Annotated in this window: 14 protein-coding genes; 5 read left to right on the forward strand and 9 right to left on the reverse strand. The window is 68.2% G+C overall.

The window, feature by feature from the left end:
* The first annotated feature begins 34 nt into the window (after positions 1-34).
* Positions 35-1657 (forward strand): glycosyltransferase family 39 protein, encoded by a 1623-nt coding sequence (locus GH660_RS01030; RefSeq protein WP_153144718.1) that lies wholly within the window; start codon positions 35-37, stop codon positions 1655-1657.
* A 12-nt stretch (positions 1658-1669) separates the two neighbouring features.
* On the opposite strand, the gene orn is transcribed toward GH660_RS01030, so the two are convergent.
* Complete coding sequence (gene orn, locus GH660_RS01035; protein WP_153144719.1) at positions 1670-2215, reverse strand: oligoribonuclease; 546 nt, start codon at positions 2213-2215, stop codon at positions 1670-1672.
* A gap of 57 nt (positions 2216-2272) precedes the next feature.
* Here orn and GH660_RS01040 point away from each other — a divergent pair, with 57 nt between their 5' ends.
* Both GH660_RS01040 and rsgA read left to right on the forward strand, forming a co-directional pair.
* Complete coding sequence (locus GH660_RS01040) at positions 2273-3517, forward strand: M48 family metallopeptidase (RefSeq protein WP_153144720.1); 1245 nt, start codon at positions 2273-2275, stop codon at positions 3515-3517.
* On the forward strand, positions 3517-4383 hold the full coding sequence (gene rsgA / locus GH660_RS01045) for a ribosome small subunit-dependent GTPase A (RefSeq protein ID WP_153144721.1): 867 nt from the start codon (positions 3517-3519) through the stop codon (positions 4381-4383). The genes GH660_RS01040 and rsgA overlap by 1 nt, the downstream gene beginning before the upstream one ends.
* Before the next feature lie 10 nt (positions 4384-4393).
* Here the strand turns inward: rsgA and GH660_RS01050 are convergent, their stop codons facing one another.
* The 4 genes from GH660_RS01050 to GH660_RS01065 all read right to left on the reverse strand — a co-directional run bounded on the left by GH660_RS01050 (position 4394) and on the right by GH660_RS01065 (position 12738).
* Positions 4394-5611: a TIGR03862 family flavoprotein gene (locus GH660_RS01050; protein WP_153144722.1), complete on the reverse strand. Its 1218-nt coding sequence runs from the start codon at positions 5609-5611 to the stop codon at positions 4394-4396.
* Positions 5611-6759 (reverse strand): transglutaminase domain-containing protein, encoded by a 1149-nt coding sequence (locus tag GH660_RS01055; protein ID WP_368666102.1) that lies wholly within the window; start codon positions 6757-6759, stop codon positions 5611-5613. The genes GH660_RS01050 and GH660_RS01055 overlap by 1 nt, the downstream gene beginning before the upstream one ends.
* A 2-nt stretch (positions 6760-6761) precedes the next feature.
* Positions 6762-9281 carry a circularly permuted type 2 ATP-grasp protein gene (locus tag GH660_RS01060; protein WP_153144723.1) on the reverse strand — a complete coding sequence of 840 codons (2520 nt, stop codon included), beginning with the start codon at positions 9279-9281 and terminating at the stop codon, positions 6762-6764.
* An 82-nt stretch (positions 9282-9363) separates the two neighbouring features.
* Positions 9364-12738: a DUF2126 domain-containing protein gene (locus GH660_RS01065; RefSeq protein ID WP_153144724.1), complete on the reverse strand. Its 3375-nt coding sequence runs from the start codon at positions 12736-12738 to the stop codon at positions 9364-9366.
* Between the two features lie 92 nt (positions 12739-12830).
* On the opposite strand from GH660_RS01065, the gene GH660_RS01070 reads away from it, so the two are divergent.
* Complete coding sequence (locus GH660_RS01070; RefSeq protein WP_228276310.1) at positions 12831-16319, forward strand: ATP-binding protein; 3489 nt, start codon at positions 12831-12833, stop codon at positions 16317-16319.
* Positions 16306-17232, forward strand: a complete 927-nt coding sequence (locus GH660_RS01075; RefSeq protein ID WP_153144725.1) for a response regulator transcription factor — start codon at positions 16306-16308, stop codon at positions 17230-17232. The genes GH660_RS01070 and GH660_RS01075 overlap by 14 nt, the downstream gene beginning before the upstream one ends.
* A gap of 75 nt (positions 17233-17307) precedes the next feature.
* On the opposite strand, the gene GH660_RS01080 is transcribed toward GH660_RS01075, so the two are convergent.
* The 4 genes from GH660_RS01080 to GH660_RS01095 form a co-directional block, all read right to left on the reverse strand.
* Positions 17308-17559: a hypothetical protein gene (locus GH660_RS01080; RefSeq protein ID WP_153144726.1), complete on the reverse strand. Its 252-nt coding sequence runs from the start codon at positions 17557-17559 to the stop codon at positions 17308-17310.
* Positions 17560-17718: 159 nt separating this feature from the next.
* Positions 17719-18390, reverse strand: a complete 672-nt coding sequence (locus GH660_RS01085) for a glutathione S-transferase family protein (protein WP_153144727.1) — start codon at positions 18388-18390, stop codon at positions 17719-17721.
* On the reverse strand, positions 18390-19583 hold the full coding sequence (locus GH660_RS01090) for a VanZ family protein (RefSeq protein WP_194266189.1): 1194 nt from the start codon (positions 19581-19583) through the stop codon (positions 18390-18392). The genes GH660_RS01085 and GH660_RS01090 overlap by 1 nt, the downstream gene beginning before the upstream one ends.
* Before the next feature lie 93 nt (positions 19584-19676).
* Positions 19677-20549 (reverse strand): bile acid:sodium symporter family protein, encoded by an 873-nt coding sequence (locus GH660_RS01095; protein ID WP_153144729.1) that lies wholly within the window; start codon positions 20547-20549, stop codon positions 19677-19679.
* Between the last annotated feature and the right edge of the window lie 3 nt (positions 20550-20552).

Consider the following 20552-nt stretch of genomic DNA (forward strand, 5'->3'; position numbering starts at 1 on the left):
GCTGCCTTTTTCGTTTATAGGCTATCCTCGCCCCATGTCTGAGTTCAGCGCCCTGCTCCGTCGCGGCATCCGCCTGCCCCCGGCCGGCTGGGCACTCGCCGGCATGCTGGCCTTCTACGTGCTGGCCGGCCTTTTCGGCCGCGACCCGTGGAAGGGCGAAGACGCCATCCACATCGGTGCCGCCTGGCACATGCTGCACTACGGCGACTGGCTGTCGCCCGACATCGCCGGCCGGCCGTTCCACGAACCGCCTCTCTATTACTGGACTGCCGCGCTGACCGGCAAGGTCTTCGGCTGGCTGCTGCCGCTGCACGAGGCGATGCGCCTGGCCAGCGGCGTCTGGGTGACGCTGGCGCTGATGGGTCTCTATTACGCCGGCCGCGAACTCTACGGACAGGAAAGCGCCGCCGCCAGCCCGCTGCTGCTCGCCGGCTGCGCCGGCCTGCTGTTCCATGCCCACGACGCGCAGCCGATGCTGATCGCCCTCGCCGCCTACGGCGGCGGGCTCGGCGCCCTCGCCGCGCTCGCCCGCCGTCCCTACCTGGCCGGCAGCTTCTACGGTCTCGCCGTCGCCGCCTGCCTGCTCGGCACCGGCATCGCCCCGACCCTGCCGCTGCTGGCCATCGTCCCGCTCGCCTGGTGGCTGGCCGCTGACCGCCGGCAGGCGCTGCTCGGCCTGGCGATCGGCGGCGGCGTCGCCGCGCTGGCGATCCTGCCCTGGCCGCTGCTGCTGCTCGCCTACGAGCCGGCGCGCTTCCACGGCTGGCTGAATACCGAACTGGTGCCGCTGCGCACGCCGTTCTCGTTCACCGGCGCCGGCCGCTTCCTCTCCCTGCTGCCGTGGTTCGCCTTCCCGGCCCTGCCGCTGGCCGGCTGGACCTTATGGACGCGGCGCCAGGCATTGCGCGCGATGCCACAACTGCTGCCGCTGGTCTTCCTGCTGCTCACCCTGCTCATGCTGGCGCTCGCCTATCGCCCACGCGAGATACCGGCCCTGTTGATGCTGCCGCCGCTGGCCCTGCTCGCCACGCCCGGGGCGCTGACCTTGCGCCGCGGCGCCGCCAGCGCCTTCGACTGGTTCGCGATGACGACCTTCAGCTTCTTCGTCGCCCTGACCTGGGTCGCGTGGTCGGCGATGGCGCTCGGCTGGCCGGAGCGGCTGGCGACCCGGGCGGTCGTCCTGCGTCCCGGCTTCGTTGGTCATTTCGAGATCGTCGCCTTCATCATCGGCCTGCTGACGACCGCATGGTGGATCTGGCTGATCGCCACCACGCCGCGCACCCCCTACCGCAGCCTGACGCACTGGACGCTCGGCTTCACCACCCTGTGGCTGCTGGCGACGACGCTGATCCTGCCCTGGTTCGATTACGGCAAGAGCTACCGGCCGCTGGCCCAGGCGATCGCCGCGGCGCTACCGGAAAACCACGGCTGTCTGGCCGAACGCGGCCTCAACGACACCCAGCGCGCCTCGCTCGCCTACTTCGTCGGGATCGAGCCGGCTGCCGCCGACTCGAGCGCCGGCCGGCAATGCGACTGGCTGCTGGTCACCGGCGACAGCCGTTCCGAACTGGCCGCCCCCGGCGGCAAGTGGACCCGCGTCTGGGAAGGCAACAGCCCGGGCGGGCGCAAGGAGAAATTCCGCCTCTACCGGCGTTGACCGCAACCGCCCTCAGCCCTTGAGGAAGTGCTCGCGGTAGTACTTGAGTTCGTCGATCGATTCGTAGATGTCGGCCAGCGCCGTGTGCCGCCCTTTCTTCTTGAAACCCTTGTAGATTTCCGGCTGCCAGCGCCGGCACAACTCCTTCAGGGTGCTGACGTCGAGGTTACGGTAATGGAAGAAGGTTTCCAGCGTCGGCATGTAGCGCGCCATGAAGCGGCGATCCTGGCCGATCGAATTGCCGCACATCGGCGAATGGCCCTTCGCCGAATACTTCCCGAGAAATTCCAGGGCCGCCCGTTCGACCGCCGCCTCGTCCAGCGCCGATGCCTTCACCTTGTCGATCAGGCCCGAGCGGCCGTGCGTTTTCTGGTTCCACTCGTCCATCGCCGCCAGCGTCGCATCGCTCTGATGGACGACCCAGGCCGGCGATTCGGCGACCAGTTCCAGCTCCGAATTGGTCACCACCATCGCCATTTCGATGATCCGGTCGCCATCCGGATCGAGACCGGTCATTTCCATGTCCAGCCAGACGAGGTTGTTTGCGTTGCCTGTCATATAATGGTCCAAACCCCTTGAAAAGCATCATTTTCTCATAGCTTCGCAACGCATTTCGTGACTACCGACTTCACCCTCGTCTTTCTCGCCACCCTGGCGCTGACGCTCGCCGGCCGCCTGTGGCTGACGCTGCGCCAGATCCGCCACGTCGCCGCCCACCGCGGCGCCGTGCCGGCCGACTTTGCCGAGCGCATTCCGCTCGCCGCCCATCAAAAAGCCGCCGATTACACCGTCGACCGCAACCGGCTGACCATCGTCGCGACGCTGGTCGACGCCGCCCTGCTACTGGCCCTGACCCTGGGCGGCGGGCTCGCCTGGCTGCACGATTTCTGGAGCGCCCGCCTCGCCGGTCTGCCCTACGGGCTGGCGCTGATCTTCAGCGTGATGGCCATTTCCGCCGTCATCGACCTGCCCTTCGCGCTCTACCGCCAGTTCGTCGTCGAGGCCCGCTACGGCTTCAACCGCATGACCTTCGGCCTGTTCTGCGCCGACCTCGTCAAGCACACGCTGCTCGGCGTCGCCATCGGCGCCCCGGTCATCCTCGCCGTGCTCTGGCTGATGGGCGCCATGGGCGAGTTCTGGTGGTTCTACGTCTGGCTGTTCTGGTGCGCCTTCAACCTGCTCGCCCTGTTCGTCTACCCGACCTGGATCGCGCCCCTGTTCAACAAGTTCTCGCCGCTCGCCGAGGGCGAGATGAAGGCCCGCATCGAGGCCCTGCTCGCGCGCTGCGGCTTCCGCTCCAGCGGCCTCTTCGTGATGGACGGCTCGAAGCGTTCGAGCCATGGCAATGCCTACTTCACCGGCTTCGGCAACAACAAGCGCATCGTCTTCTTCGACACCCTGCTCACGCGCCTCGCCCCCGGCGAGATCGAGGCCGTGCTGGCCCACGAGCTCGGGCACTTCCGCCATCACCACGTCGTCCAGCGCATCGCGCTGATGTTCGCCGGTGCCCTCGGCTTCCTCTGGCTGCTCGGCCAGCTGATCGACGCGCCGTGGTTCTACGCCGGCCTCGGCGTGCCGGCGCAGGGCACGGCGCTGGCGCTGATCCTCTTCTTCCTCGTCGTCCCGGTCTTCACCTTCCCGCTCAAGCCGCTGGGCAGCTACCTGTCGCGGCGCAACGAGTTCGAGGCCGATACCTACGCCACCAAGAATGCCGCCGCCGACGACCTCGTGCGCGCCCTCGTCAAGCTCTATGAAGACAACGCCGCGACCCTGACCCCCGACCCGCTGCACTCGCTGTTCTACGATTCCCACCCGCCGGCCGCCGTGCGCATCGCCCGGCTGCAGGCGGCCGCAGGCTGATGCAGGGCCGCGTCGTCGCCGCCCACGGCCGGCAGTACGTGGTCGAACTCGCCGACGGCACCCTGCTGCCCTGCTTCCCGCGCGGCAAGAAAAGCGAGGTAGCCTGCGGCGACCGCGTCGACCTCCAGCGCACCTCTGACGACCAGGGCGTCATCGAGGCGATCCAGCCGCGCACCAGCCTGTTGTACCGCTCGAACGAGATCCGCCAGAAGCTGATCGCCGCCAACGTCGACCAGGTCGTCATCGTCGTCGCCACCGAACCGGGGTTTTCCGACGAACTGGTGACGCGTGCCCTGCTCGCCGCCGAGAGCGAGGAAATCGAATCGCTGATTGTCCTCAACAAGTGCGACCTCGCCGACCGCGTGGCGGCCGCCCGCGCGCAGCTGGCGGCCTTTTCCGGCCTCGGCTACCGCATCGTCGAACTTTCCGCCCGCGACCACGCCGAAGACCTGCGCCCCCACCTGCACGGCCATACCAGCGTGCTGGTCGGCCAGTCCGGCATGGGCAAGTCGACGCTGGTCAATGCGCTGGTGCCGGAAGCGCGGGCCAAGACGCGCGAGATTTCGTCGGCGCTCGATTCCGGCAAGCACACGACGACGCACGCCACGCTCTACCACCTCGACGCCGACAGCCAGCTGATCGACTCGCCCGGCCTGCAGGAATTCGGCCTCGGCCATCTCGATCGCCAGGAAATCGAATACGCCTTCCGCGAATTCCGCCCCTACCTCGGGCAATGCCGCTTCCGCGACTGCCGCCACGACCGCGAGCCGGACTGCGCGCTGCTGGCTGCGGTCGACGCCGGAAAAATCGACAAAAGGCGCTTCGCCATCTATCACCGCATCATGGGCACGGTGCGCCCGGACTGAGTCCGGCGGGTCAGCAGGCGCGACCGGCCAGCCAGGCGCGGGCGCCGTCGCCGGCGGCATGGCCGCTGGAAAAACAGGCAGTCAGCAGGTAGCCGCCGGTCGGCGCTTCCCAGTCGAGCATTTCGCCGGCGCAGAAGACGCCCGGCAGGTCGCGCAGCATCAGGTGGGCGTCGAGCGCCGCGAAACTGACGCCGCCGGCCGTGCTGATCGCCTCGTCGAGGGGCCGTGCGGCCATCACCGGCAGGGGCAGGTGCTTGATTGCCGCGGCCAGGGCGTCGGGTGCGGTCAACGTCTCGGCAGGCAGCAATTCGCGCAGCAACCCTGCCTTGACGCCCTCGATGCCGGCCCGCCGCCGCAGGTGGTTGGCCAGCGAGTCACGCCCGCGCGGCCGCGCCAGATCGGCGCTCAGGCGCGCCAGCGCCTTGCCCGGCGCGAGATCGAGATGGAGCATGGCGCGGCCCGTCGTCTCCAGCAGGTCGCGCAGGGGCGCCGACAGCGCATAGACCAGGCCGCCCTCGATGCCGCCGGCGGTGATGTTGAATTCGCCCTGCTGGCGGCGCCCGGCCACCGATGCGACCACCGGCTTGACCGGCTGCCCGGCGAAGCGCTCGCTGAAATGCGCGCTCCACGCCACGTCGAAACCGCAGTTGGCCGGCCGCAGCGGCGCCACAGGAATGCCGCGGGCGGCGAGCAGCGGCACCCAGGCGCCGTCCGAACCGAGTTTCGCCCAGCTGCCGCCGCCCAGCGCCAAGACCACCGCGTCGGCCCGCAACCGCTTCTCGCCGGCCGGCGTGGCGAAACGCAACGCGCCGTCAGCCGCCCAGCCGAACCAGCGGTGGCGGACATGGAAATGCACTCCCTGCTGGCGCAGGCGGTGCAGCCAGGCGCGCAGCAGCGGCGCCGCCTTCATTTCGGAAGGAAAGACGCGGCCCGAGGTGCCGACGAAGGTGGCGATGCCGAGGCCCTGGCACCAGTCGCGCAACTGCTGCGGGCCGAAGCGTTCGAGCAGGGGCGCGATTTCACACTGGCGGGCGCCGTAGCGGGTGACGAATTCGGCCGCTGGCTCGCTATGGGTGATGTTCATGCCGCCCTTGCCGGCCATCAGGAACTTGCGGCCTAGCGACGGCATGGCGTCGAAAACGGCCACTTCCAGGCCGTCGACCGCAGCCAGCCGTTCGGCCGCGATCAGGCCGGCCGGCCCGCCGCCGACGATGGCGACGAAGGCCATCAGGCGGCGAGGGAACCCGCCTGCGGCGCCACGCCGGACAGCTCGGGCGGCACGGCTGGCGGCTCGCCGTCTTGCGGCGGCGCAATTTCCGGCGCAATTTCCGGCGCAATTTCCGGCGCAATTTCCGGCGCGAGTTCGGGCGCGAGTTCGGGCGCGATGGCTTCCGGTTCGTCGCTGGCGGATGCGAGGCTTTCCGGGGCCGTCGCCACCAGCCCGGGCACCGTCGCCACCAGCGGCATTTCCTCGTCGAGCGGCGTCACGGTGACCGCGACCTCCGGCTCGGCACCGCCGCCGCCGAGAATGATCCCGCGCAGCGGCGAGATGTCGCCGAAATCGCGGCCGATTGCGACGGTGATGTGCTCGGTATTGGGCAGCAGGTTGTTGGTCGGATCGAAATCCACCCAGTCGTTGGCGAAGCCCGGCGCATAGACCGAGACCCAGGCATGCGAGGCGTCGGCGCCGATCAGGCGCGGCTTGCCCGGCGGCGGCCGGGTCAGCAGGTAGCCGCTGACGTAGCGCGCGGCGAGGCCGAGGGCGCGCAGGCAGGCGATCATCAGGTGGGCGAAGTCCTGGCAGACACCGCGCTTCTTTTCCAGCACTTCCATGACCGGCGTCGAGACGGTCGTCGCCTCGGGGTCGAATTTGAATTCCCGGAAAATCTTCGCCATCAGCGCCTGCGCGCCGACCAGCACCGGCGTGCCGGGCGGGAAGCAGTCGGCGGCGTAGAGCGCCAGTTCGTGCTTGATGCGGACGTGCGCACTCTCGAACAGGTAGCGCGCCGCATCGAGGTCCTCGGGGCGCGGCGCCGAGGCGTCGTAGGCCAGGCGGTCGCGCACGACCTCCCATGGCAGCGAGGTTTCCAGGCAGGTCGGCAGGTGCGGGGTGACGGCGACGGTCATCGCCGAACTGATGCGCAGCGTGTCGTGCGGCGTATGGAAGGCGATCCAGGTCACCGGGTTGCCGAACGAATCCTGGCCGTCGCGGCGCCAGCTGGGCGGCGGCGCGATGTCGATGTGCTGTTCCTCGATCTGCTGCCAGGCGAGGATGCGCGGCGACAGGTGCAGCTGCTGCTGCGACAGCGACACCGGGCTGCCGTAGTCGTACAGCGTTTCGTGCAGCACCTGGTAGCGGACCGGCCGGTTGTCCATGTTCACAGCGCCATGGTTTGCCGGCTGACGTCGCCGACGTGGGTGAAGTAGCGCATTCCCAGCCAGTCGGCCAGCTGCATCGCCGCGATGTCGAGCTCGCGCAGGAGGTTCGCCAGCTCGTCGCACGGCGAGCAGACGCGGCACTGGCTGAACTGCAGGTGTTCGAAGGGTTCGAGGTCGAAGGCGCGCAGGCGGGCGAGGACGTCCGGCAGGCTGCTCTCGCTGTACTCGTCGAGTTCGCGCGCCATGCGATCGAGGTAACGGGCCAGCACGCCGGCCTGGAAGATCACGCCGTGCGGGTTGCTGTCGTCGAAGACGAGCAGGTCGAGCACCGGCAGCAGTTCGGGCAGGCGCGAGTAACGCGAACGGTAGGTGATAATCGAATCGGTCAGTTCGAGCAGCCATTCGAGGCTGCCCGGCCCGCGCGTCGACGGCATGCGCAGGAAGTTGGCGATGGCGTTGGCGAGGAAGGAGAGGCGTTCGAGGCGGCGGCCGATGACCAGGAAGCGCCAGCCATCGTCGCGCGTCATGTTGTCCATCGCGAAGCCGGTCAGCGACGACGAGACGCCGAGCACGCGGTCGAGGAAGGCGATCGCCTCGGTCAGCGTCGGGTGCGTCTTCAGCGCCGCCTGCAGTTCGCGCTGCAGGCGGTTCAGCGAATGCCAGTGATCGAGCGACAGGCGCTCGCGCACGTGCGTCGCCGACCACATCAGGCTGCGGATGGCGCCGGCCAGGCTGCCCGGCTGCTCGGGGTCGTAGATCGCTTCGAGAAGGACGTGCTCGCTGCCTTCGGTCACCGGCGAATCTTCCTCGGGCTTGGGCAGGATGCCGAGATGCAGCGCCAGTTCCATCGCCGACTCGACGGCGGGCGTCTTGGCCCCGCCGGCCTCGACGACGCGGCTCAGGGCGACGCGCAGCATGCGCGCACTGTCGTCGAAGCGCTCCGAATAACGGCCGAGCCAGAACAGGTTCTCGACGACGCGCGACGTCAGGTTGGCGCCGGCGCGCACCAGGTCGCGGACGCCGACCGAGGGTTTGAGCATGGTGAATTCGCTGACCGGGCCGTCGGTCAGCACCCAGGCATCCTTCGACGAGCCGCCGCGCTGCATCGAGATGATGCGCGCATTGGCGCCGGTAGCCACGCGCGCCAGGCCGCCCGGCATCACCGAATAGCCCTCCGGCGAAATCACCGCGTAGGCGCGCAGGCCGACCGGCCGCGCCAGCAGGCGGCGCTCGTGCGAACGGCTCCAGGTCGGCCCCTGCGAGAGGTTGATCATTTCCTGCGCCACGTAGGCGTGCGGCCGCGCCTCGATGCGCCGCAACATTTCTTCCCGCGCGTCGCCCTTCAGTTCGTTGCCGAACACCGGATCCATACGCTGCGTCGGGTAGGCCGGCTTGATGACGAGATCGTCGAAGTTCTCGCGCACGTATTCGAGCGCCGGCTTCTCGCCGCACCACCAGGTACCGACCGACGGCATCGCCAGTTCCTCGCCGAGCAGCTTGCGGCAGATGGCGGGCAGGAAGCCCATCAGGGCGCCGGAGGCGAGCAACCCGCTGCCCAGCGCGTTGGCGATGACCACGCGGCCGGCGCGTGCCACGTTGAGCAGGCCGGGAATGCCGAGTGCCGAATCGCCGCGCAGCTCGAGCGGGTCGCAATAGTCGTCGTCCTGGCGGCGCAGCACCACGTGTACGCGCTGGAGACCGCGCAGGGTCTTGAGGTAAAGGGTGTCGCCGCGCACCGTCAGGTCCTGCCCCTCGACCAGCGGAAAGCCGAGGTAGCGGGCCAGGTAGGCGTGTTCGAAATAGGTTTCGTTGTACGGCCCCGGCGTCAGCAGGACGATGTGCGGCTGCTCGTCGCCGTCGACCGGCGCCAGCGCCGACAGGCCGTCCAGCTCGTCGCGGAAGAAATCGGCGAGATGCTGCACATGCAGGTCGCGGAACATTTCCGGGAAGACGCGCGAGACGATCAGCCGGTTCTCCAGCGCGTAGCCGGCGCCGGACGGCGCCTGCGTGCGGTCGGCGATGACCCACCAGCGACCGTCCGGGGAGCGCGCCAGGTCGACCGCGTACTGATGCAGCCAGATGCCGCCCGGCGGCTTGATGCCCTGGCAGGGCCACAGGTAGCCATGCTGGCCATAGACCAGCGCCGGCGGCAACAGACCCTCGGCGAGCAGCTTCTGCTCACCGTAGAGGTCGGCCAGGATGGCGTTGAACAGCGTGGCGCGCTGGGCGACCGCCGCCGAAATCCGCGCCCACTCCTCGGCCGAGATGATCAGCGGCAGCGGGTCCAGCGCCCACGGCCGGTCCGACCCGTTGGGATCGGCATAGACGTTGTAGGTGACGCCGTTTTCCTGGATGCGCCGGTCGACGAAATCGAGCCGCTGGTGCATTTCCTCGGGCGCCACCGAATCGAGGTGGATGAAGAACTGGCGCCAGTGCGCTCGCACCGCGCCCTCATCCGTCAACATCTCGTCATAACGGCGGGCGCTTTGTGGATAGATCGCGAGGAGGGTACGGGCCATAAAGCCTGGAAAGGGAAAACGGACGGGCCGCAGCCGGCCCGCGCGTGGCGCGGCCCGGAGGCCGCGCCGGCATGATCAGCGGTTAATAACGCCGCAAGTCTAGCGTAAACGGATGCTCGGCGCTGAGCTCGGGGAGCCCGACTGTCATCTTGCCCGGCGTGTGGCCGAAGCGGAAGAAGCGCGCCAGGCGGCGGCTCTCGGCCTCGAAGGCATTGACCGGGAAAGTCTCGAAGTTGCGGCCGCCCGGGTGCGCCACGTGGTACTGGCAACCGCCCAGCGAGCGCTGCATCCAGGTATCGACGAGGTCGAAGACCAGCGGCGCATGGACGCCGATGGTCGGGTGCAGGCAGGAGGCCGGCTGCCAGGCGCGGTAGCGCACGCCGGCGACGAACTCGCCGTTGGTGCCGGTGTTCTGCAGCGGCACGGGAACGCCGTTGCAGGTCAGGACGTAGCGGTCCGGCGCCATGCCGCGCACCTTGACCTGGACGCGTTCGACCGAGGAATCGACGTAGCGCACCGTCGTGCCGGCGCCACCTTCCTCGCCCATGACATGCCACGGCTCGAGTGCATGGCGCAGCTCGAACTCGATGCCCTTGACGGCAAAATCGCCATATTTCGGGAAGCGGAATTCGAAGTGCGGGGCGAACCATTCGATCTTGAACGGATAGCCGGCCGCCGCCATCTCTTCCATGACGTCGCGGAAATCCTGCTCGGCGTAGAAGGGCAGCATGAAGCGGTCGTGCAGTTCGGTGCCCCAGCGCGCCAGGCGGGCCGGCTCGTAGGGTTCTTCCCAGAAGCGGGCGATCAGGGCGCGCAGCAGCAGTTGCTGGGCCAGCGACATGCGGGCGTGCGGCGGCATCTCGAAGGCGCGCAGTTCGAGCAGGCCGAGGCGACCGGTCGGGCCGTCCGGCGAGTAGAGCTTGTCGATGCAGAACTCGGCGCGGTGCGTGTTGCCGGTGACGTCGATCAGCAGGTTGCGCAGGATGCGGTCGACCAGCCACGGCGGCACATGGCCCCCCGGCTGCGGAATCTGCTTGAAGGCGACTTCCAGCTCGTAGAGCGAATCGTTGCGCGCTTCGTCGACGCGCGGCGCCTGGCTGGTCGGGCCGATGAACAGGCCGGAGAACAGGTAGGACAGGCTCGGGTGGTTGTGCCAGTAGGCAATCAGGCTCTTGAGCAGGTCCGGGCGACGCAGGAAGGGCGAATCGTTCGGCGTCGCGCCGCCAAGCACGAAGTGGTTGCCGCCGCCGGTGCCGGTGTGGCGGCCGTCGACCATGAACTTTTCGGTCGTCAGGCGCGAGTAGTAGGCGGATTCGTAGAGGTGCGTGGTCTGGTCGACCAGCTGATCCCAGCTCTTGGCCGGATGGATGTTGACCTCGATGACGCCGGGGTCGGGCGTGACGCGGAAATGCGTCAGCCGCGGATCGGACGGCGGCTCGTAGCCCTCCATGATGACCGGCAGGCCCATGTCCTCGGCGGTCGCCTCGACGGCGGCGACGATTTCCAGGTAATCGTCGAGCGCCTGGGTCGGCGGCATGAAGATGTAGAGCTTGCCGTCACGCGGCTCGGCGCACATGGCGAGGCGGGTGATCCAGGCGGCGGATTCCTTGAAGCCGGGCGCCGTGTCGGAAGGCTTTTCCCAGGGCCGGGTCTTGCCCGGGCCGCGGCCATCGCCGCCGACGGCGGCAGCCGCAGCGGCGCTGCGCCGATCCTGCATCTGCGGCACGCGGGCCTCGCGCTCGCCGCTGACGCGGGCGCGCAGCGCGGCGTGGCTGGCGAGCGGATCAATAGCCGTTTCGGCATCGGGCGGATTGACGTAGGGGTAGTCGCTCTGCGCCGTCCACGGCTGCGAGTCGAGCGGCAGGCGGTAACCCATGGCCGAATCGCCGGGGAACAGGTAGCAGCGCTCCGAGCGCAGGAACCACGGCCCGGTCTGCCACTGGTTGCGGACGTTCTTCATGATCGGCAGCGTGTGGCCGACGGTGTAGGTCATACCCTGGGTGAACACCTTCATCAGGCGCTCGCGTTCGAGCGGGTCGTCGACCCGCGAATCGAAGGGATCGACGTTGCCCGGCAGGCGGCGCTCGCGCCACATGTAGTAATAGACATCCTCGAAGGCCGGGAAGACGTACTCGTCGGTGACGCCGAGGCGGCGGGCGACCTGCTTCAGGAAGGCGCCGGCCTGCTCGGCGGTGACGCCGTAGTTGACGCCTTCATTGGCATACAGCGCCGGCGAATTCCAGATCGGCTCGCCGTCCTTGCGCCAGAAGCAGTTCAGGCTCCAGCGCGGCAACTGTTCGCCGGGGTACCACTTGCCTTGGCCGAAGTGCATCAGGCCGTTGGGCGCGTACTTCTCGCGCAGGCGATGGAAGAGGTCGGCGGCGAACAGCCGCTTGGTCGGGCCGAGCGCGGCGGTGTTCCATTCGGCACCGTCCGGGTCGTCGACCGCGACGAAGGTCGGCTCGCCGCCCTGGGTCAGGCGCACGTCGAGATCCTGCAGGGTGTTGTCGATCTGGTGGCCGAGACTCTCGATCTCCAGCCACTGCTCGTCAGTGTAGGGCTTGGTGACGCGCGGTGCTTCCCAGATGCGGGTCACCGACATGTGGTGTTCGAACTCGGTCTCGCATTCGTCGATGGCGCCGGTCACCGGCGCGGCGGACGACGGCTCCGGCGTGCAGGCGAGCGGGATGTGGCCTTCGCCGGCGAACAGGCCGGAGGTCGGGTCGAGGCCGATCCAGCCGGCGCCCGGCAGGTAGACCTCGGCCCAGGCGTGCAGGTCGGTGAAGTCCTTTTCCGGACCGGACGGGCCGTCGAGCGACTTGACGTCCGCGGTCAACTGGATCAGGTAGCCGGAAACGAAGCGCGCTGCCAGGCCGAGGTGACGCAGGATCTGCACCAGCAGCCAGGCCGAGTCGCGGCACGAGCCGGTCTTCTTGGTCAGCGTCTCTTCCGGCGTCTGGACGCCCGGCTCCATGCGAATGGTGTAGCCGATGTCCTGCTGCAGCTGCGCGTTCAGCGCGACCAGGAAATCGACGCTGCGCTTCTTCTCGCGCGGAATGGCGGCGACGTACTTGTCGAACAGCGCGCCGCCGGCGACCTTGTACAGGTAGGGCGTCAGCTCGTGGCGCTGCCAGTCCTCGTAGGCGAAGGGGAAATGCTCGGCATGCTCCTCGAGGAAGAAGTCGAAGGGGTTGATGACCGACATCTCGGCCACCAGGTCGATCTCGAAGCTGAATTCGCGGGTCTTTTCCGGGAAGACGAGGCGGGCCAGGTAGTTGCCCTGCGGATCCTGCTGCCAGTTGATGAAGTGCTTGTCCGGGCCGATCTTGAGCGAGTAGGAGAGGATGCGGGTGCGCGAGTGCGGGCAGGGGCGCAGGCGGATGATCTGCGCGCCGAGATTGACCAGGCGGTCATAGTTGTATTTGGTAACGTGGTTGAGTGCGACGTGAATGGACACGGGGTTGCTCCGGGGGAAAAATGATTGATGGCATAAAAGCAAGAGCCGAACCAGCTTGCAAGCCATTGTTTTTTCTGAGGGCGAATTATGCCATGCACCGCCCGCAGGCCCGCCCGCCGTTTCGCCGCACCAAGCCGGTGCATCCCGCCGCCGGGCGCCCCGCCCCGGGCCAGGGCATGGAACATGCTAGTCTCGTCGCCATGAATCAACGCAATCCCGCCCAACGCATCATCAAGATCCGCCGCGACTACAACACCTGGGTCGCCGACGAGACGCTGGAGGACTACGCGCTACGCTTCACGCCCCGCAGCTTCCGCAAGTGGTCGGAAATGCGCGTCGCCAACACCGCCTTCGGCGCCGCCTCCTTCCTCGTCCTCGAAGCGGTCGGCGCGACCATGCTGGTCAATGCCGGCTTCATCAACGCCTTCTGGGCGATCCTGGCGACCGGCCTGATCATCTTCCTGCTCGGCCTGCCGATCAGCGTCACCGCCGCCCGCCACGGCCTCGACATGGACCTGCTGACGCGCGGCGCCGGCTTCGGCTACATCGGCTCGACCATTACCTCGCTCATCTACGCCTCGTTCACCTTCATCTTCTTCGCCCTCGAAGCGGCGATCATGGCCTACGCGCTCGAACTCGCCTTCGGCATCCCGCCGGCCTGGGGTTACCTGATCTGCGCGCTCGTCGTCATCCCGCTGGTCACCCACGGCGTCACGGCGATCAGCCGGCTGCAGGCATGGACCCAGCCGCTGTGGATTTTCCTGCTGGTACTCCCCTACGTGTTCGTGCTCATCGAAGAGCCCGATGCCTTCGCCGGCCTGCTCGCCTATGCCGGCGCGAACGGCACCGGCGCCGGCTTCGACCCGCACCTGTTCGGCGCCGCGCTGACCGTCGGCATCGCGCTGGTCACGCAGATGGGCGAACAGGTCGATTACCTGCGTTTCATGCCCGAAAAAACACCGGCCAACGCCGGCCGCTGGTGGTTCGGTGTCGTCGTCGGCGGCCCCGGCTGGGTCGTGCCCGGCATCCTAAAGATGCTCGGCGGCGCCCTGCTCGCCTGGCTGGTGCTGCGCAACGGAATTTCGGCCGAAAAGGCGGTCGACCCCAACCAGATGTACCTGATCGGCTTCTCGCACGTCTTCGACCACACGACGCTGGCGATCGGCGCCACCGTGCTCTTCGTCGTCGTTTCGCAGCTCAAGATCAACGTCACCAACGCGTACGCCGGTTCGCTGGCGTGGTCCAACTTCTTCGCGCGGCTGACCCACAGCCACCCCGGGCGCGTCGTCTGGGTCGTCTTCAACACGCTGATCGCCCTGCTGCTGATGGAACTCAACGTCTTCCAGGCGCTCGGCCAGGTGCTCGGCCTCTACTCCAACATCGCCATCTCGTGGATGGCGGCGGTGGTCGCCGACCTCGTCATCAACAAGCCGCTCGGCCTGGCGCCGCCGGGCATCGAGTTCAAGCGCAGCAATCTCTACGACATCAACCCGGTCGGCGTCGGCGCCATGGGCATCGCCTCGCTGCTCTCCATCGCCACCTTCGTCGGTCTGTTCGGAACGGACATCCAGCCCTACGCCTCGTTCGTCGCGCTGGGCAGCGCGCTGCTCGCCGCGCCGCTGATCGCCTGGGCCACCGGCGGCCGCTACTACCTGGCCCGGCCGCCGGCGCCGGTTGCGGTCGACGGCAAAAAATGTGCAATTTGCGAACGCGAGTACGAAGGCGAGGACATGGCGCACTGCCCCGCCTACCAGGGGCCGATCTGCTCGCTGTGCTGCTCGCTCGACGCCCGCTGCCACGACCTGTGCAAGCCGGAGGCCAGCCTCACGGCGCAGTGGAACGCGGTGCTGCGCCGCCTGTTGCCGGCGCCTGCCCTGCCCTACCTGGAAACCGGTCTCGGCCACTACCTGCTGCTGATGACCGGCATCGTGCCGGTGCTGGCGCTGGTTTTGGGCGTGCTATACACCCACGAACTGCTCGCCCTCGGGAGCGAGCAGACGGCGCTGGCCGCCGCGCTGCAGGACAGCTTCGTCAAGGCCTTCGCCGCGCTGCTGCTGCTTTCCGGCGTCGCCGCGTGGTGGATGGTGCTGACCCAGCAGAGCCGCCAGGTCGCGCAGGAAGAATCGAATCGCCAGACGCAGCTGCTGATGCAGGAAATCGAATCGCACCAGCGCACCGACGCGGCCCTGCAGAAGGCCCGCCAGGTCGCCGAACAGGCCAACCAGGCAAAGAGCCGGTACATCACCGCGATCAGCCACGAGTTGCGTACGCCGCTCAACAGCATCCTCGGCTACGCGCAGATCCTCGCCGCCGACGAGCACGTGCCGCCCAACCGCAAGCAGGCGGTCAGCGTCATCCGCAAGAGCGGCGACCACCTGCTGTCGGTCATCGAGGGGACGCTCGACATCGCCCGCATCGAGGGCGGCAAGCTGACGCTCGACGTCCGCGCCCTCGACTTCCCGGAATTCCTGCAGCAGATCGTCGGCATGTTCGAGCTGCAGGCGCGCAACAAGGGGCTGTCCTTCGCCTACCGGCCGGCCGGCGAGATTCCCGCAGTGGTGCGCGCCGACGAACGGCGCCTGCGCCAGATCCTGATCAACGTGCTGGGCAACGCCGTCAAGTTCACCGTGCGCGGCGGCGTCGAATTCAGCGTCGAATGCCGGCGCGAGATGGCCGTCTTCGAGATCCGCGACAGCGGCCCCGGCATCCCGGCCGCTGATCTCCAACGCATCTTCGAGCCCTTCCAGCGTGGCAGCACGGCGCAGGCCGGCGGCAGCGGCGTCGGCCTGACCATCGCGCGCATGCTGACCGACCTGATGGGCGGCGAGATGCAGGTGTCGAGCACGCCCGGCGCAGGCAGCCTGTTCCGCATTCGCCTCTTCTTGCCGCAGGTGCATTCGGCGCAGGCGGCGCGCGAACTGCCGCGCCTGAATCGCATCGGCTACGTCGGCGTGCGCCGGCGCATCCTCGTCGTCGACAATGAGAAGGTGGACCGCGACATGCTGCAAAGCGTCCTCGAACCGCTCGGCTTCGTCGTCGAGCAGGCGGCCAGTGGCTACGAGGCGCTGCAGGCGATCCCGCGCTTCTCGCCGCACTTGGTCTTCATGGACCTCGGCATGCCCGGCATCGACGGCTGGGAAACCATCCGCCGCATCCGCCAGCAGCGCCTGACTGACGCCCAAATCGCCATCCTCTCGGCCAACGCCTTCGACAAGGGGCTGGACAACGACGTCGGCATCGCCCCCGCGGATTTCATCGTCAAGCCGCTGCGCGTCAATGAACTGCTCGACTGGATCGGCCGCAAGCTGGCCCTCGAATGGGTCGCCGCCGACACGCCGCCAGCCCCCGCCGTCGCCGCCGAGCCGCCACCGCTGGTGGCACCGCCGGAAGCGCACCTGGCGGCGCTCGACGAGCTGATCGGCCTCGGCTACCTGCGCGGCATCCTCGCCAAGCTGGCCGAAATCGAGAAAATCGACCCGCGGCACGGCGAATTCGTTCGTGTCCTGCGCGATCTGGCGCGACAATTCGAGTTCGATGCCATGAAGGAACTCCTCAGGAAAACGCGCGATGCCCACCGTTGACCGCAACATTTCCGACATCGTCCTGATCGTCGACGACGTCCCGGAAAATCTCTCGTTGCTGCACGATGCGCTCGACGAGGCCGGTCACACGGTACTCGTCGCCACCAGCGGCGAATCGGCCCTGCAGCGTGCGCGCCAGAGCCTGCCCGACGTCATCCTGCTCGACGCCGTGATGCCCGGCATCGACGGCTTCGAGGTCGCCCGTCGCCTGAAGGCCGACTTCGCCACCCAGCACATTCCCATCGTCTTCATGACCGGGCTGACCGAGACCGAGCACGTCGTCGCCGCCTTCGCCGCCGGCGGCGCCGACTACGTGACCAAGCCGATCCGCCCGGCCGAAGTCCTCGCGCGCATCGCCGCCCACGTACAGAACGCCCGCCAGATGAAGCAGGCACGCAGCGCGCTCGACGCCTTCGGCCAGGCCACCGTCGCCGTGCGCGCCGCCGACGGCCGCCTGGTCTGGCAGACGCCGCTCGCCCGCCAACTGCTCAAGGATTTTTTCGCCAACCCGGAAGATGTCGCCCCGCCCGAACTGCTGGCCTGGATCGCCGGCGCCCACCGCGCCCGGCGCGACGGCCGCGAACCGCCGTCCCTGGTGTTCGCCGACGGCAGCCGCCGGCTCCTCGCCTCATTCCACGACCAGACCGGCGACGACGAATGGCTCGTCGTCCTGCGCGAGGAAAACGACGCTTCCGCCATCGACTCGCTGATCGCCGCCTTTCGCCTCACCCAGCGTGAGGCCGAAGTGCTCTACTGGGTCGTCCAGGGCAAGACCAGCAACGACATCGGCGAAATCCTCGGCAACAGCCCGCGCACGGTCAACAAGCACCTCGAACACGTTTTCGAGAAGCTCGGGGTCGAAACCCGCACCGCGGCGGCCAACCTGGCGCTGAGCAGGATGCGGGGAGGCTGAGCACAAACCTCTTCCCTTCGGCCGCGAATCGCCCTGCGCGCCAGACCAGCTGACCTCAAATCATCTCAGCCGGCCTCACGCCGCGATCGACAGCCCCACAAATTCACGCTCCAGGCGCCGCATCTCGGCGCGCAACGCGACCTGCTGGCCGGCGGTGATCATGCGCTGTCCGGCCTTCCATTCGTATTGAACGTCGCCTTCCTTCACCCTGGCGTGAACCAGCGCCTCCGCCATCGCCCGAAAATCGGGCTGGGCAAGACACCGCCCGTCGCTCAGTTCGGCAACGAATTCATGGTGGCAAAACGCTACGGTTGCATAAATCGCCATGGCACTACCTCCTCGAACTTAGGATAGCGCAATGGCTTCCGGGTTGCCCGTGACATATTCCACACTGTCCGACAAATCGTTTTTCAGCCGCCGCAGCGGGTAGCTTTCCCCGGATCGCCGGCCCGGAAATCGCCCCTTTTCCGGCGTCGACCGCAGCGATCAGCGCGCGCCGCCGTAGTCGTCGGCCAGCCGGTCGTAATGGGCGTGCGCCTCGGTTTCGCGGATGCCGGCGGCGTACCATTCCTGCATCGCCGGATGCGCGAGCATGGCGTCGCGATAGGCGGCGGCGACCGGCGGCAGCGGCACGTTGTAGACATGGAAGCGCCAGACGACCGGCGCGTACATCGCATCGGCCACCGAGAAGGCGCCGAACAGCCACGGTCCGTCGGCTGTCGCGAAGTGCGTGCGGGCCTCCTCCCAGATTTCGCAGACGCGGTCGATGTCGCGCTGCACCTCGGAGCTGGCCGGCTTGCCCTTGAGTTTGAGCTTCAGGTTCATCGGCATCGCCGTTCGCAGATGGGTGAAGCCGGAGTGCATTTCCGCCGAAATGCTGCGTGCCCGGGCGCGCGCCCGGGCGTCGGCGGGCCACATCTGTGGATGGCGCTCGGCCAGCGTTTCGGCGATCGCCAGGCTTTCCCAGATCTGGAAGCCGTCGTCGTGCAGGCAGGGCACGCGGGCGTTGCCGGCCAGCGGCTTGAGCGCCGGGTTGTAGTCGCGGCCGGCGACGGAAACCATATGCTCGGTGAAGGGAATGGCGAAGTGCTTCAGTAGCAGCCAGGGGCGCAGCGACCAGGACGAATAGTTCTTGTTGCCGATATGGAGTTCGTACATCAGTGGGTACCTCGCTTGAAGTGATGTTTGCTGCCCAGGGCGACGACCAGCCAGCCCATGCCGATGGCCAGCAGGACCGAGGTGATTTCCGCGGTACGGCCGGGCAGGTAGCGCTGCGTCCATTCGCAGGCGAAGGCGACGATCGCCACGACGACTGTCATCCCGCCCGGCGCCGCGCCGTTGCGCACGGCGCTCCAGATGATGGCGCCGAAGCACAGGCTCTCGAACGCCACCGAGGTCACCACCGCCTCGATCGACCCGGCGAGCGAGGAGGCGAACGGCAGCAAGCTCATGGCGGTCGGCACATCGTTCCAGCGCAGCGGCCAGAGGGCGTGCAGCAGGTAGCTGGCGATGGCGATCGCCGCCACGCTCCACAGGCGGCGAACGCTGTCGAGCCGCTCGATGGCCGCCCACGCCGCGGCGCCGGCGACGATGCCGAGCACCACCGGCACCCCGGGCGCCTGGTTGATGACGACGAACTTGCCGCCCAGCATGGCGAGCGTGGCGACGACCGCCAGCGGCCGGACCAGGCGCTCGGCCGCCACCGAGCGGGCCAGATGGGCCAGGGCTTCCAAGCCGATCAGCGTCATCCCGGCATGCAGCAGCATCCGGCGCGGCTGCCAGGCCGCCTGCTGCCACAGCGACTTTACGTTATCGACGACCGACGAGCGGTCGATGGTGGGAATGAAGGGGAACAGCTCGGCGGCCAGCCAGAGCGCCAGCATCACCAGCGCGAAGCGGTCCACGCCGTGCAGGTTCAGGTGGCGCTGCGCCAGCCGCCGCAGGCTGTTCCCGGAAACCATCCCGCCCAGCCAGCCCAGCAGGAAACCCAGCATGTTGAAGCCGATGTCGGACAGCGCCGGGGTGCGCGGCAGGTATTTCTGCAGCCATTGCAGGACGCTGGCGACGACCAGCGCGACCGCGAACCAGACGGCGAAGCCCGTGAGGCGCCCCGGCCGGCCGTGCCAGTGCCAGGCCAGCAGCCAGCCGAGCGGCAGGAACAGGACCACGTTTTCCAGCAGGTCGGCAAGTCCGATCGGCCCGCGGAAGATGAATTCCTGCGGCTGCGCGAAGTTCCAGGTCAGCGGATAGAGCGAGCCATAGACGATCAGCGCCAGCAGCAGGGCGACGGCGATGCGGTAGTTGCTGCCGCCGGCGGCGGCCGGATGTCCTGCCTTGTCGATGGGTTCCACGCTGGCCTTTCGTGATGGCGGTCGAACATGCCCGGCGGGCGCCGTGCGCATGCCCGATGGATTTCACCACTTTTCCGGCGTCGACCGCAACCGTCAGCGCAGGCGGCGCATGGCGCCGATTCGCTGGCGCCAGGCCAGATAGGGGACGACGGTCAATGCCGAGACGACGAGGTAGGCGAGCACCGTCGCGATGATGCCCGGCGCGGCGCCATTGACCGTGGCGACGACCAGCGCCAGCCCGGGGTTGCGCGCCGCGCTGACGATCGCCAGCGCGGTGCGGGTCGCCGGTTCGGGGCCGCCCAGCGCGTGCCCGCAGGCCAGGACCAGCGTCGTGATGACGACGATGGCCAGCGTCGCGCCCAGCCCGGCCTGGATCACCGTATGCCAGACGTCGATGAGCGTCAGCAGCACCAGGGCGATCAGCAGCACGGTCGCGACCCGGTCGAGGCGCCGCCCGATCCGGGCGGCCCAGTCGGGGGTGATCTGGCGCACCAGCATGCCGAGGCCGAGCGGCAGCAACTGGGCGACGAAAACCTGGCGCGCCAGATGGCGGGGATCGATCGATGCGCTGCCACTATAGACTTCGTTCAGCGCCGCTATCCACAGCGACATCGAAACCACTGCCAGGATCGCCACCGCGATCTGCAACGCCGGCGCAAAGGCGCGGTCGCCCCCGGCATTGAGCGAACGGCGCAGCGCAACCGGAGCGCCGGGCGAGATCGCCATCAGCACGATGCCGATTTCCACCGCGCGCGCCAGGTCGAACATCCGGGTCACGGCCAGGGCGACGGCCGGCACGACGACCAGGACCGAAAACAGCCCCTTGAGCATCTGGCCCGGGTGCTGCCAGGCGCGCCGGAAATCGCCGGGAACGATGGCCAGCCCGAGGTCGAACATGACCGTGAACACCGTCGCGACGGCTGCGCCGGACAGCAGCCAGCCGGGTATCGGGCCGTCGACCGGCATGCC

The sequence above is a fragment of the Dechloromonas sp. H13 genome, from assembly GCF_009469615.1.
In the GTDB taxonomy this organism is placed as follows: domain Bacteria; phylum Pseudomonadota; class Gammaproteobacteria; order Burkholderiales; family Rhodocyclaceae; genus Azonexus.